Origin of the sequence: Lysinibacillus sp. BS3 (genome assembly GCF_039614735.1) — a bacterium.
Taxonomy (GTDB): domain Bacteria; phylum Bacillota; class Bacilli; order Bacillales_A; family Planococcaceae; genus Lysinibacillus; species Lysinibacillus capsici.
This window is the reverse complement of the sequence record NZ_CP154860.1, coordinates 4,058,023-4,071,098: the sequence shown is the minus strand read 5'-3', so window position 1 is coordinate 4,071,098 and position 13,076 is coordinate 4,058,023. Positions and strand designations below refer to the sequence as shown.

Below are 13,076 nucleotides of genomic sequence, written 5' to 3'. Positions count from 1 at the left end.
TCGTTATCCTTCGCCTGCTCAAATATCCAAGCAGGCAGAAGGACTTTGTGAGGTATATTACTGTTCAATAATCATTTCCTCTTGAACTGGTTCTTCTTCAACAACCGAATAGTCAGTTACATCAATAACTTCACTCATATCCTTTGAAACCTCTGTTTTAATAGTTTCATCAGCCTCAACAACCTTTTGAAGCTCAATTGACTTAGGAGCAAACTTTAATACTTCTTTTAGTACTGTCTTTTTGGCCATTGCGTCATAATTGGTCTTCCAAGGACTTGTCCAACCCTTCTGAACTGCTTGAGAGAACTTGTGAGCATGTTTTTCAATTCGTTCTCTTGTCCAGTAAACAAAGTCGTATCCTCCGTTTTTCAAGTGGTATACAGCATAGTAGCCGATTGGCTCGCCCTCTGGGTTTTGTGAAGGAACATGTACTAAATCTTTGTGTAATCCGTAAGAGTATGAAAATTCATCTTCTTGGTACACTTCATGGGCATAAATAGCTTTGTATTGACCACTTCTAACAGCTAGGTCAATTAAGCCTTTATAACCTAACTGGAACTGAACCTGTTTTCCGTAAGGGATTAAGTACGCTTGCCCTAGCCCTGTATTTGGTTCAACACCTAGTTGAGCTGATTGCATAAGTGCTGCTACAAAACTGATTTGGTCGCACTCTAGTAATTTTGGTGTTGTTCGAACTGCTGTTAATGCAATTCGAGCGATACGATCAGAATCCATGTGTTTCGGTAAAGCGCGTTGGATTTCAGGACCCATCTTTTTTAACAATGCATTTAATGATGATTCAGGCGTTACTTGCTTTGATACTTGATTCTGTGACTTTGCTTTTAATTCATTTGTAGTAGCCATTTATTAAGCCTCCAATTTTTTAATAGTTAGTCGTCGTGAAGATGATGGTTTAATGAATTTTTCATATACATCTGGAACTTCAACTTTTAGTCGCTTACTATCAACATGATTCGAAACAACTGTTTTATATGTCACCTTATGACGTTGAGAGTGCCCCTCTGAAGCGTTTTCTAACTTTAGCTTTAGCTGATTCTCGTACTCTTTCTTTTGCTGCTCTAACGCTTTAATTTCGCATGAAATGGAATCAATAGCGTCCAACAATACATCATCATCTTTCGTGAGCATGATGGCCGTTCCATCGTCTTGAGGGTACATTTTTTTGATCAATTCATTGGTAGCATCCGAGCCGTCAATTGGTGGAGCTAAATCTTTTAGGACATGGTTTTCCCAAAAGTCTTTCTCTCGATCTATGAGAATTTGAATAAATTCCTCGTCACGTTCAATTTCCTTCCAGATGAATTTATTGCCACCAACAAGTACAGCGATATATGCCTTTTCAAAGCCTGTAACAGCTAGATAATGATGGACTTGGCATAAATAACTTGCTGGAATTTCTTCACCCTCCCAAGCATCTTTCACGTACTCACTAGCTGTTTTACACTCAAGCACTGCTCTTTCTCCAACAACAACCCTATCAAGGTTAGCAAGCATAAAATCATGTTCTGGATGGACTAACATCTTATTTAATCGACGAACCTTTTTTCCTGTTCGTTTGGCAAACTCTTGAGCTACAAAATCTTCTAATGCATTCCCGAAATATACAGCTTCGTTATCGACTTCCTCATGATATTGACCAGTCTTTTCTAAAAACACTTGATAAGCACTTTTATATTGATTGAATCCCATAATTGCACCAACATCTGACCCACCGATACCAGCGCGACGAGCGTCTAACCACTCGTCGCGACTCATATCAGCAGTTGTAATTTTTGCTAAAACCATGCAAATTACTTCCTTTCGTGATATGATGGTAAAAATGATTTGTTAAGCCACTATTACGAGTAGTGGTTTATTTTTTTGTGTAAAATTTCGCATTGTAGTTATCCTCTAAATACGTATGGATGTTGTCTAAATGAACGATATCGCCATTCGAAAACTCCATATAATCATCGTTATAAACGATTAAGCTACCGTAGATATCTCGAAAATCTCTCTCAATATACCGAAATGTAGGTACGCTATTTACGGATTCAATCGTTCCCAACACCATTGGATTTTCAACTTCCATAAGTTGTCGCATGTGCTCACCTTCTTTCTGATGGCATCCCATCAAGCAACTTACAGTGGCAAAGCATAACCGTAGGGAGACGGTGCTGTAAGCTGCTTGACGAGAGCGAGATAAATCTCGCAAACGTCGTAACTTGTGGTATAATAGATTTGTATATAAGTTGTCATGGCTGTTTAATCTTTCGCTCAGATTAAGCAGCTTTTTTATTGCCATTTAACTTCTCCAACACCCTCTTATCACAGAAGAAATGTACATAAATTAACCTCTGCTTTAGTGTCATGTGTCGCCACGCTCTAGGCTTGATGCGCAAGTTTCTTCACCACCTGAACTAGTATTCCTCGTTGGTTTAAATCAGCAACCGTTGCCCATAACTCTTTTCGCTTATGAAGTTTTTCTAGTTGATCCAGTGAATTATGTAGGTCTCGTTCTAGTTGTTTTGCTATGTTGATACGACCTGCTTTTACGTGTAGTTTGATTACATCTGTTAGATCATCTATGCAAGCTAGTTCTCTTTCAATTTGTTCATCTATATTCATTTAATAAATCCTACCTTTTGAAGATATTTATAATGGTCCATCCATACACCTGTGTAGCTTATGCCAAGGTGCTCAGTGGTTACTGCGATAAAGTTTGCCAGTGCTGTTGCTGCCTCGACTGCTTCCTCAATCATGTCCATGATGTTTTTCCTTTCGAAGTGCTCAATGGCATCACTCGGTTTTGCTAGGCTTGTACTAGTTATGGCATCCAAGGCTTCTTGGAGTTCTTCTATTGTTTTCTCACGCACACTACAGCGATGGAGGTCTACGTTTGGGCCGTTCAAGTAAATAGGGCCTGTTCCTGTATACTCATGCTGCACTGCTAAAGCAAGCTTCGGATTATCAAACCGATTAACCAGTGTTCTACTAATATCCGATGGCACTTTAGCACGGCCATTTTCATATCGAGAAAGCCGTTCCCTTCCAACACCAATGTCTAAGCCAAGACTTAGCTGTGTCTCACCACCCCTTAATTCTTTTATTACTCCCCCAACTGTATTTTCAGTGACATTCACATTTACCACCCTTTCTATTTAATTAAGGTCACATTTCAGTCTAAAGTTAACTTGGTTGCAACCATCAAGTTTCAGTAATTTGTGTATAATAATGGTTAAGAGGTAGATTTGCCCCTACCTCTTAGATTTCTACTAGATTGGTAGTTTGATTTATCTTGAGGCCATTTGCCCTGGCCTCTCCTATGCTCTTAATAATCTAAGCCTTTCATTTTCACTCACATAGATACCAAGACGTGAGTTCATGTATGACACATTATTGTTTTTCCATGCCAATACTTTGTCTCTTGGATAACGAGCACTTAATGCTAAACACTTTGGAAAGCCATCCATGCGAATTATTTTTTCTACTGTTGGTAATTCGCAATTGAATATTTTAGCTACATCTTCTTTTTTTAAGTTTGGTGGTAGAGAATTTTCGAATTTCGCTTTTTCTATCTCTCGGCCATCTTCTACACCCTGCTTATATGCTTTTTGAAACAAATCAGCTAATTCAGCGTTTAATAACGCTTCTTTTAGTTCATCTATTGTTAGATTCATAGTTTCGCCTCCAATCTCAAGCGCTGGTATAGCGCCTATCTTATTCGTTAGAAACTTTTTTTAAATACTCATTTGCAGCATGTAGGAAACCTTTCGAAGTATCGATGCCGTTTTCTTCTAAAATAACTAACAATTTTTCAATTCTTTTTTCATTCAAATCCGAAGTTAGACTTGTAACAGATTCTATTATTTCAAGCGATTTTTTCATCTCTTTGTTGAAATCAAACAGCGGATCATAGAAGCTGAACAGAGTTACACCTCCTACATCTTCTAAATACTCATCGAAAAGATTCGAGTTTGATCTGGTCACTTTTTCGAAATAAACGCCCATCGGATAAGAATCTGTTTCTTCTTCTCTAACGAATGAATAGTTGTAACAATCAACATTTAATTTTTCTGCTATTTTCAATACGTCGTCACTGATTTCTTTGGCAATTAAACAAACCCTTTTGATATTTTTGTCAAAAGAATATTCAAATGTTTGATAAACGTCCTTCCTCTTTGATTTGCCGATTTTCAATTCTAAAGCGAACTGGCCGTTTATCGAAATATCAGATCTTCCGAACCCTAAGTATTCTTGTCTTTTAATGCTTTTTTCATCACCGTAATAATCAATGAAATCTTTAAAAATCATGTTTTCTAAATCCTTTTCGAAACGGAAATTTTCTTTTTCAATTTGAATTCTTTCATCACAGATTAATAAATTTTTATAATTGCGACCAAACAAGATTTCTTTTTGATTCTCTTGATGCAACTTATATTCTTCATCTTGAACAACGACTCCGTTATACGCATCAATGAAAATTTCATAAGCATCGAAACTGGATTGTACGAGCAAATATTTTGCATAAGCATGGCAATATGAAACGAACGTTGAAAAATTTTGTTTTTTACCAAAAACTCTGAAATATTCACTCTTATAATGTGGGTGCATCATATTTATTACAGCTAAATACTTAATGTTGATTACATTAGACATTTTTAATCCTCCTATGCTAGTTGTTTATTACCTTCAATGAGCTTTAACTTCATTCGCTCCATCGTTGGTAAAATGCCTTTTGCTTTTAAAGTTTCGTAAAGGAATAAACGCCCTTTTTGCGTCCACTTTGTATGAAGTCTTACACCAGTGGAACCATCTGGCTTTTTGTATTCTTTCGTTTCAGATTTTGTGTAGCCTTGACCTTTGAACTTGCTATACAGTAACCATTGTTTATTCAAGCTGTATTGAATGCCATGCTCGTTTAATAATTTATTTAGTGCGTATGCACTCATTCCGTAATCCTCTGCAATCTGCGAAGTTAGGAGTAAATCAGTACATTTCAGTACTTCGTCAACGTAAGTTACGATTGGTTGCATATCATCTACTTGTTGCTGATACATTTGCTTTTCGATTTCAAGTTGTTCGTTCTTTTCAACTTCTTTGACTAACGCCAATAAGGCTTCTTTGTAATTAGTTGGTAATTGTGGTTGCGTTTGAACGATTTTCAATTCACCTTTACGCAAACTTTCTAATAAGTCGTATACGAAGTCGTAAAATTCATCTGCTTTTGGTTGTTGGCTTTTTCGGATGACTTCGTAAATACCTTTTTCGTTGTAGATGAACGTTTCGTATTGCTTACCATCAGTTCCGACCAGTTTGGTCTGTACTGAAAATTGGTCAAGACGTTCCTCGTGTCGCTTATGAATTTTACGAATAGCTGTTTCTGGTTCTGAATATTCAAGCGCTTCACCTATTTGTTTGCGCGTCATAAACACATCGCCATTTTCGTTTTGCCATAAATCACATACAACAGAATTGAATGCTCGGCTTTGAACTAAGATTAAATTCATTGTTATTCCTCCTTGTATCACGCTGTTTTCTCTTGTGCATTTTTTGCACAAAATTCAATAAAAAAAATCGTCCAGTCAATACCTAATACTTTAGCAATAGCTTGTGCAACTTTTACACTTGGTTTTAATCCATTCTCTATTTTGGTGTAATAAGAGCGTTCAATTCCCACCATATTTGATACTTGTTCATGGGATAATTTGAGAGCTTTTCGCTGTTCCTTTAAAATTTCTGGAAACATGTCACCACCTCCTTTGTGCATTTCTTACACATAGTATATCGTGCATTTTTTGCACAGTCAATACATTTTGTGTAGTTTTTTCACAAATTATTTATTGTGCAAAAAATTCACCTATAATAGAGAGAATAGAAAGGAGCGTACTGTATGAAATATGGCGAGATATTAAAAAAATTACGAACTGAAAAAGGTTTGTCTCAAAAAGAACTAACTGACCGCCTTACAATCAATAGATCAACATATGCTCGTTATGAAACTTCTTCAACACAACCTGACTTTGAAACCTTAAGTAAATTAGCTGACTTTTATGATGTATCTGTAGATTATCTACTAGGTAGAACTGATAACAAGAATGCTTTACATAAACAAGCTGGTATCTCGGACGATGACTATAACAATTTAAGTGCATATCAAAAAGAAGTTATTGATTTCTTCTTAACTAGAGAAAATTTGTTTTTTAAAAACCAACCCGAAAATTTGCTTGATGCTTTAGAGCAATTCGAAGTTTATTACGAGGTATGGAAAAAGCAACAAGAAAATAAGAAGTGATTTTACATTCTTATGTAGACTTTCCAGACATTTAAAAATTCGCCTTTCCACTGGTGAATTTTTTTGTTAACATCAAAAGAACATATGTTTGTAAAAGAGGGATGTTATGACGTTTGTTTATACTCATTTAGAAGATTACGTTCGCGATTTATACACTAGTATTGGGGTAACTAAACCTTCTCACTTAGATCCGCGGATAATTGGCCCGAAGCTTGGCTTCACAGTAATTTACTTACCAACAGATTCAGTAAGTTACGACAATATAATAATTATAGATTCAAGATTATCTAAGCAAGAACAATGGCAAGAATTTTGTCATGAATTAGGCCATGTAATCTCACATTCTGGCAATCAAACAAAAACTCACCCTTTATTTAGAGAGTACCAAGAATGGAAAGCGAATAATTTTGCTTTGCAAGCTTGTGTTCCTACTTTTATGTTAAATAAAATTAGACTTCCTATAGATGAAGAATTGGCGACTATTAAAATTTGTCTACTTTTCAAAGTTGAATATGACTTCGCTGAAAAGAGACTCAATCATTACTTTAACAATCATTTTTTTAAGAATTGTAATCTAGTTGAAAGGAGTTATTAACATGGGATATGTACAGAAAATCAGTAAGAACAAATTTAAACTTATCGCTGATTTAGGTTATCGGGGTAATCGTCGGATTCGTAAAACAAAAAATGTAGAAGCGAAAAATGAAAAAGAAGCGCTACGATTACTGATCCTGTTCGAAGAAGAAATGAAACAAAATAAAGATGTCTATTTTAGTGATATTGAATCTATCACTCTAAATAATCTATTTCCACGATGGAAAGAAAATTATGCAAAACAACATTATAGCGCACGATCATTTCATGATAACTGTACACATTTAGAAAAGCGTATTCTTCCTATTTTCGGCGATATGAAATTAAAAGATATTAAAAAAGTGGATGTAGTTTTTTTTGTTGGTGACTTACAAAAGAAAAAGCGTAGATTAGATGGTGATGAAAGTGAACTGGCCCCCTCAACCATCCATAACATATACAAAGCATTCGCTAGTATTATGAATGTAGCTGTTGAATGGAATTTAATCGAAGAAAGTCCATGTAAAAATATAAAACTACCCAAACTCAAATATGAAGAAGGAAAAGCCTACAATGAGGGACAAGTTAAATTGTTGTTTGAGCGATTAAATAATAGAGAGACTGCTGAAAAACGATTGTTAGTTGAACTGGCTGTAGTAAGCGCTGCTCGACAAGGTGAACTAGTAGCCATCGAAGAAAAACACTTAAACATAGAAAACAATACCTTATTAATTGAACAAGCTTTAGTTAATTTAACTGGAGAAGGAATCATTGTAAAAGAGACGAAAGGTAAAAGAAAACGAGTTGTGACTATCCCTTCAAATATCATGAATGATTTAGTTACACTTGCTGCAGTAAAAAAATATCAATTAGAAGAAGCTGATGACGAGCGAGAATGGGAAGGACATATTTTTCTTTTCTCAAATGAGTTTGGTAAACCCTATCGTCCAGATTCAATAAGTCAGTGGTGGGATCGTTTTATGAAAAGGAATCCAGATTTGCCTAGAATTCGTTTTCACGATTTAAGACATACTTCGGCTACCCTATTAATTCATGCTGGTGAACATCCTAAAGTTATTCAGTCGAGATTAGGTCATTCTAATATCACAACTACAATGAATACTTACGGACATCTTTTACAAGAAACAGATCAACGAGCTAGTTCTCATTTTGATAAACTTTTCGATGAAAAAGAATGATTTGGGCACCTCTTGGGCACCAAACAAAGAATTATACATTCTTGCATAAAAATAAAAAGCCTTACAACCGTTGTGGCTGTAAGGCTTTGCTTGACGTCCCAGGAGGGATTCGAACCCCCGACCGACGGCTTAGAAGGCCGTTGCTCTATCCAGCTGAGCTACTGAGACATGATGTCGTTTCTTATGTATTCCATAGGAAGGACAATATTTATTATATGTACTTTATAGCATAATGTCAACATTAATTTTACTATGCAGGCAAGGTTTCCCTCATATATTTTATCATATGTTGCTACAGCATCCATTATACCATTTCTTCACCCTCTTAACAGGACGGATAGCAAAATATTTGCTACACTATTGGCGATAAAAAAGTAGGAGGTTTGTGGATGTTTAAAGATTTAGTCGTTATTGTCACAGGTGGTGCACAAGGGATTGGTAAGGGTATTACGCTTGCATATGCACAACAAGGTGCAAAAGTGGTGATTGCTGATTTGAATGCAGGCTTAGGTCAACAGTTAGAACAGGATATGCTTGCTCAAGGCTACTCTGCATTATTTGTGCCAACGGATGTGACAAAGGAACAGGATATCATCCATTTAATGCAGCGAGCTGTTGAGCAATATGGGACCATTCATATTTTAATTAATAATGCTGGGAAGTTCCAGCATCAATCTCCCTATGAGGTGACGTTTGATGAGTGGCAGGATTTGTTGCAGACGAATTTAACGGGTACCTTTTTCTGTGCCAGAGAGGCTGCAAAAGTGATGCGGCATAATGCAAAGGGTGGTTCCATTGTTTCGCTGGCCTCAACGCGAGCTGAAATGTCAGAGCCTCATACAGAAGCTTATGCGGCTACAAAGGGTGGTATCATCGCGTTAACACATGCTTTAGCGCGATCTTTAGGGCCAGATCAAATTACAGTGAATTGTATTTCACCTGGGTGGATTGAAACAGGTGATTACGAGGCACTACGGCCAATCGATCATGCGCAGCATTTGTCAGGAAGGGTTGGTCTGCCTGAAGATATTGCACAGGCTTGTCTCTATTTAACAAACCCGATCAATAACTTTGTGACAGGTATTAATCTTACAGTTGATGGTGGCATGACGAAGAAAATGATGTATGAGGCGTAATTTTGTTGTCTCTTCTTTTCTTTCTTGTTCTTCATACTCCGAGATTCCTTAGAGTATGCTACTGTAGGAGAAAGAACAAGAAGGAGTGAAGCCTTGTACCCCTATTCAAATGGTTTTTCATTAAGCCAGCTGTATCATGCCCCCTATACGCAGTATACGGCTCCGATTCGTCACATTTTACAGTCAAATGATTACCGACGCTGTATTAGTAAAGACGAAGCAGACTTTATGGCTATGAACCGCTTACTTTGGATGGAGCATGTGAATTGGACACGGATGACTATTATTAGCATTGTGTTTAATTTGCCTGATTTACCCTTTGTGCAGCAGCGTTTGCTACGCAATGCAACCGATTTAGGGAATTGTTTACGCCCCTTTTATGGTGACTCCATGGCGGATCATTATGCAGCTTTAATTAAAGAGCATCTGGTAATTGCGGCTCAATTAGTGACAGCTGCTGCGAAAGGTGACGCTACCACAGCGGAAGCTAAAGAGAGGGAATGGTATCGTAATGCAGATGATATTGCTTTCTTTTTGCATACAATCAATCCATACCTAACTAGAGAGGCCGTACAAAAAATGTTTTATACGCATTTAGCTTTAACGAAAAATGAAGCTGTCACGATGATACAAAAAGATTATCAGGCAGATGTAGAGGTATTTGATGAAATTGAAGCAGAGGCACTTGCGATGTCAGATATGATAGCCAGCGCCATCGTTATGCAATTTTGTTACCTCTTTTAATGCAAAAATCTTGATGGATTTATGATCATTTTATGCTCAACTGCTGGAGGAAAAACTCTCGCTGTTTTGTTTTTAGCATAATGAGCACGAGGCTGCATGCCCTGAAGTTTCCCCTTCATAAAAGAGGCTAATGTATTGCTTTCAATCGTTACGTTGGCTCTTTTTAATTCCCATGGGGAGTGGTGAATATCAATGCGAAAAAGTGTATCCTTCCATTTCGCCCATGAATGGTAGCGCTCTACAATCCATCGGTCAAAATTAGTATTGGTCTTGTCTCCTATTGTATAAATAACCCTCAATCTTTCGTCACATGCTTTGTAATGGCTTGTGTATGAATAGTGATTCCCTCTTTGTTTTACTAGGATGTTGGAATGGCGATATGGCAAGCTACCTATTGCCGTAATTTTTGATAAGAAATAATTCGTCACATCTAAATGAAAAAAATAGATGCCTTTCATGCCGTTATACTCCACATATGTTCGGACATTCAATTGTAAATAGGTATTCATCCCAGGAAGAGGTGGTAGAAAGCGTAGCCGATGTCGATAAACTTTAAAAAGGACAGCACTAAGCCAGGCATTTTGTTCAAAGAGATCGAGCTTCAGTTCTTTAGGTACATGTTTTTCAAGTTCTTGAGGGGCTATCGGCCAATGTAAAAATAGAACATCTTGCCATGTTTGAGTCATCATCCACATAGTAAAACTCCTTTCTAATCACTAGTTTTTCCTAGAAAGGAGTTCTTCAAACAAACGGTCTATTGATTTTGCTCAGCAGACTCTATTTCGACATAACGATAATATAAGTTTCGTAATTCAGATTCTTTATATAAGCCTAAATGACTTTTAAATTGAGGATGAACCATTATTCCATGAGCACGTAAAACTTTGACAAACCAACCCTTTGAATACTTATGCACCGACCCTATTCTCCTTTATTTTTATTCATACATAGAATATGCGTTTGAATACGGTAGAGTGCCTTTATACAAATAAAAAACGAGAGAATAAATAACTCTCGTTTTTTACTTATGTGCCACAAAACGTACGATATGGTTGATTAGCGTGTTCAGGTAATGAAGCGTATTCTTGTTGTTCTTTCGCATGAGCATAAGGCTGAGCTAGGACTTTTAGTAGGTTGTTCATCACACTATAATCGCCTTGTTCTACAGCCGCTTCCAAAGCTTCTTCTACCCTGTGGTTACGCGGAATAACAGCTGGATTATGTTGGCGCATTAATTGTTGTGACATGTCTTTGTTTTGCTGCTGTCTTGCTAATCGAGCTTGCCATTTGTGATACCAGTCCTTAAAAGCTGGTGCGTTAAATAATGGGGAATCCTCCAATTGCTCAAACGATAAGGCGATAAATGTATTCGTATAATCTGCTTGATATTGCTGCATAAGCTGAAGAAGCTCTTCAACAAGCTGGATGTCTTCTTGCTCCTCATTAAAAATGCCTAGCTTTGCACGCATTCCTTTCAACCAATTTTCTACATATAATTTTGGATACTGTTGTAGCGTTTCTTGTGCCAGTTGAATGGCTTTTTCTTGATCATCATCAATTAAAGGTAGTAAGGACTCTGCTAAGCGCGTTAAATTCCAGCCACCGATATTGGGCTGATTTCCATAAGCATAGCGTCCTTGGTGATCAATCGAGCTAAACACAGTCGCAGGATCATAGATGTCCATGAATGCACAAGGACCATAATCAATGGTTTCACCGCTAATGGTCATATTATCGGTGTTCATGACGCCATGGATAAAGCCCACTAACTGCCACTTTGCTATAAGGGAGGCTTGTTTCTTTATGACTTCATTTAACAAATAAAGATAACGATTTTGATTGCCAATATTAGCTGAGTAATGTCGTTCTATTGCATAATCAGCTAAAAGCTGTAGCTCCTCATCTGTCCCCCATTGCGCAGCATATTGAAATGTCCCTACCCGCAAATGACTACTTGCAACTCTTGTGACAATAGCGCCTGGTAGTTCCGTTTCTCGAATAATCATTTCACCTGTAGTGACTACTGCTAGACTACGTGAAGTTGGAATCCCTAGTGCAAACATCGCTTCACTAATAATATACTCCCTTAGCATTGGACCTAATGCGGCTCGCCCATCTCCACCCCGAGAATAAGGTGTTCTACCTGATCCTTTTAGAGCAATATCATACCGTTCCTTTTGGGGTGTGATTTGCTCCCCATATAATAGAGCCCTACCATCACCTAGCATATTAAAATGACCAAATTGATGCCCTGCGTAAGCCTGTGCAATCGGTTCGCCACCTTCTGGGATTGTATTACCAGCTAAAACGGCTAATGCTTCCTCACTCTTTAAAGCCTGAATGTCTAACCCAAGTGAGGCTGCAACTGATTCATTTAATAAGATCAATTTTGGTGAACGAACAGGATTTAACGATATGTCGGAATAAAAAATACTTGGTAGTTGAAGGTAACTATTATCAAAATGCCAGCCAATTGTTTTTTTCATGTTTTCTCCTTTATTGCCTTTACGATTTATTTTTGCTATTTCAGCATGAATCATTCATAGGCAATTTTACCATTATCAGTAGCCCAAATAAAAATCCGCATACTTTACTAGTTATGCGGATTTTCTCTATTATTGTCGATCAAATGTATATGTAGCCATACATTGATTATCATCTGTCATGCAATCAACTTTAAAAGATGTCGCATTGATTTCCACAACAGCAAAGCTTTTCTCTTTACGACCACGTGGTTTTAATAAGCTGCCTGGATTTAAAAATAGGATATCATCCATCATTTCGGCACCAAGAATATGTGAATGACCAAAGCAAACGATCTGTGCACCTACTTCTTTAGCACGATAGGATAATGATAAGATGGAATTTTTCACATTGAATAAATGACCGTGTGTCACAAAAATCTTTACATCATGGACCATGAACATTTCTTCTTCAGGGAAAGCCTTCTCACGATCACAGTTTCCACGTACTTTTTTCAATCCTTCTAATGCCTCATGTGAATAGGGAAGTTCACTATCTCCACAATGAACCACAATATCTATTTCAGGATAAAAACCTTTAACCTTTTCGATGACATGGCTGTCACCATGTGTATCGCTCATAACAAGCATTTTCATGGATATCACC

18 protein-coding genes and 1 tRNA gene are annotated in these 13,076 nt (G+C 37.2%); 5 read left to right on the top strand and 14 right to left on the bottom strand.

The window, feature by feature from the left end; translation table 11 throughout:
- Positions 1-57: 57 nt before the first annotated feature.
- The 9 genes from AAJG31_RS20200 to AAJG31_RS20160 all read right to left on the bottom strand — a co-directional run bounded on the left by AAJG31_RS20200 (position 58) and on the right by AAJG31_RS20160 (position 5,749).
- Positions 58-864: a recombinase RecT gene (locus AAJG31_RS20200; protein WP_279495705.1), complete on the bottom strand. Its 807-nt coding sequence runs from the start codon at positions 862-864 to the stop codon at positions 58-60.
- A gap of 3 nt (positions 865-867) precedes the next feature.
- Entirely contained in the window at positions 868-1,806 is a 939-nt protein-coding gene (locus AAJG31_RS20195; RefSeq protein ID WP_279495706.1) for a lambda-exonuclease family protein, read from the bottom strand.
- A gap of 67 nt (positions 1,807-1,873) precedes the next feature.
- On the bottom strand, positions 1,874-2,104 hold the full coding sequence (locus AAJG31_RS20190) for a hypothetical protein (RefSeq protein ID WP_279495707.1): 231 nt from the start codon (positions 2,102-2,104) through the stop codon (positions 1,874-1,876).
- A gap of 281 nt (positions 2,105-2,385) precedes the next feature.
- Entirely contained in the window at positions 2,386-2,628 is a 243-nt protein-coding gene (locus AAJG31_RS20185; RefSeq protein ID WP_279495708.1) for a hypothetical protein, read from the bottom strand.
- Positions 2,625-3,143, bottom strand: a complete 519-nt coding sequence (locus tag AAJG31_RS20180; RefSeq protein ID WP_279495709.1) for a helix-turn-helix transcriptional regulator — start codon at positions 3,141-3,143, stop codon at positions 2,625-2,627. The genes AAJG31_RS20185 and AAJG31_RS20180 overlap by 4 nt, the downstream gene beginning before the upstream one ends.
- A gap of 180 nt (positions 3,144-3,323) precedes the next feature.
- Positions 3,324-3,680, bottom strand: coding sequence for a hypothetical protein (locus AAJG31_RS20175; RefSeq protein ID WP_237898392.1), 357 nt, complete (start codon positions 3,678-3,680; stop codon positions 3,324-3,326).
- 40 nt (positions 3,681-3,720) lie between these two features.
- Positions 3,721-4,659 (bottom strand): hypothetical protein, encoded by a 939-nt coding sequence (locus AAJG31_RS20170; RefSeq protein ID WP_279495710.1) that lies wholly within the window; start codon positions 4,657-4,659, stop codon positions 3,721-3,723.
- Positions 4,660-4,670: 11 nt separating this feature from the next.
- On the bottom strand, positions 4,671-5,510 hold the full coding sequence (locus tag AAJG31_RS20165) for a phage antirepressor KilAC domain-containing protein (RefSeq protein ID WP_279495711.1): 840 nt from the start codon (positions 5,508-5,510) through the stop codon (positions 4,671-4,673).
- A gap of 17 nt (positions 5,511-5,527) precedes the next feature.
- Positions 5,528-5,749, bottom strand: a complete 222-nt coding sequence (locus tag AAJG31_RS20160; protein ID WP_237898398.1) for a helix-turn-helix transcriptional regulator — start codon at positions 5,747-5,749, stop codon at positions 5,528-5,530.
- Positions 5,750-5,893: 144 nt separating this feature from the next.
- Between AAJG31_RS20160 and AAJG31_RS20155 the strand changes: the two genes are divergently transcribed.
- From AAJG31_RS20155 to AAJG31_RS20145, 3 genes are all read left to right on the top strand, one after another.
- The gene (locus AAJG31_RS20155) at positions 5,894-6,295 is read left to right on the top strand and encodes a helix-turn-helix transcriptional regulator (RefSeq protein WP_237898400.1); all 402 of its coding nucleotides are present in this window, start codon (positions 5,894-5,896) and stop codon (positions 6,293-6,295) included.
- Between the two features lie 106 nt (positions 6,296-6,401).
- Positions 6,402-6,890, top strand: a complete 489-nt coding sequence (locus tag AAJG31_RS20150) for an ImmA/IrrE family metallo-endopeptidase (protein ID WP_279495712.1) — start codon at positions 6,402-6,404, stop codon at positions 6,888-6,890.
- A 1-nt stretch (position 6,891) separates the two neighbouring features.
- A complete protein-coding gene (locus AAJG31_RS20145) occupies positions 6,892-8,067 on the top strand; it encodes a site-specific integrase (RefSeq protein WP_279495713.1) in 1,176 nt (391 codons plus the stop codon).
- A 94-nt stretch (positions 8,068-8,161) separates the two neighbouring features.
- Here AAJG31_RS20145 and AAJG31_RS20140 read toward each other — a convergent pair.
- A tRNA-Arg gene (locus AAJG31_RS20140) sits at positions 8,162-8,235 on the bottom strand.
- Between the two features lie 221 nt (positions 8,236-8,456).
- On the opposite strand from AAJG31_RS20140, the gene AAJG31_RS20135 reads away from it, so the two are divergent.
- Entirely contained in the window at positions 8,457-9,203 is a 747-nt protein-coding gene (locus AAJG31_RS20135) for a glucose 1-dehydrogenase (protein ID WP_279495714.1), read from the top strand.
- Positions 9,204-9,296: 93 nt separating this feature from the next.
- On the top strand, positions 9,297-9,947 hold the full coding sequence (locus AAJG31_RS20130; protein ID WP_279495715.1) for a hypothetical protein: 651 nt from the start codon (positions 9,297-9,299) through the stop codon (positions 9,945-9,947).
- On the opposite strand, the gene AAJG31_RS20125 is transcribed toward AAJG31_RS20130, so the two are convergent.
- From AAJG31_RS20125 to AAJG31_RS20110, 4 genes are all read right to left on the bottom strand, one after another.
- Positions 9,944-10,642, bottom strand: a complete 699-nt coding sequence (locus AAJG31_RS20125; RefSeq protein ID WP_279495716.1) for a DUF2071 domain-containing protein — start codon at positions 10,640-10,642, stop codon at positions 9,944-9,946. The genes AAJG31_RS20130 and AAJG31_RS20125 overlap by 4 nt on opposite strands.
- Before the next feature lie 59 nt (positions 10,643-10,701).
- Positions 10,702-10,863, bottom strand: a complete 162-nt coding sequence (locus AAJG31_RS20120) for a DUF2639 domain-containing protein (protein ID WP_016991537.1) — start codon at positions 10,861-10,863, stop codon at positions 10,702-10,704.
- A gap of 109 nt (positions 10,864-10,972) precedes the next feature.
- Positions 10,973-12,433, bottom strand: a complete 1,461-nt coding sequence (locus AAJG31_RS20115) for a protein adenylyltransferase SelO family protein (protein WP_279495717.1) — start codon at positions 12,431-12,433, stop codon at positions 10,973-10,975.
- A 129-nt stretch (positions 12,434-12,562) separates the two neighbouring features.
- A complete protein-coding gene (locus AAJG31_RS20110; protein WP_009373890.1) occupies positions 12,563-13,066 on the bottom strand; it encodes a metallophosphoesterase in 504 nt (167 codons plus the stop codon).
- Positions 13,067-13,076 lie beyond the last annotated feature (10 nt).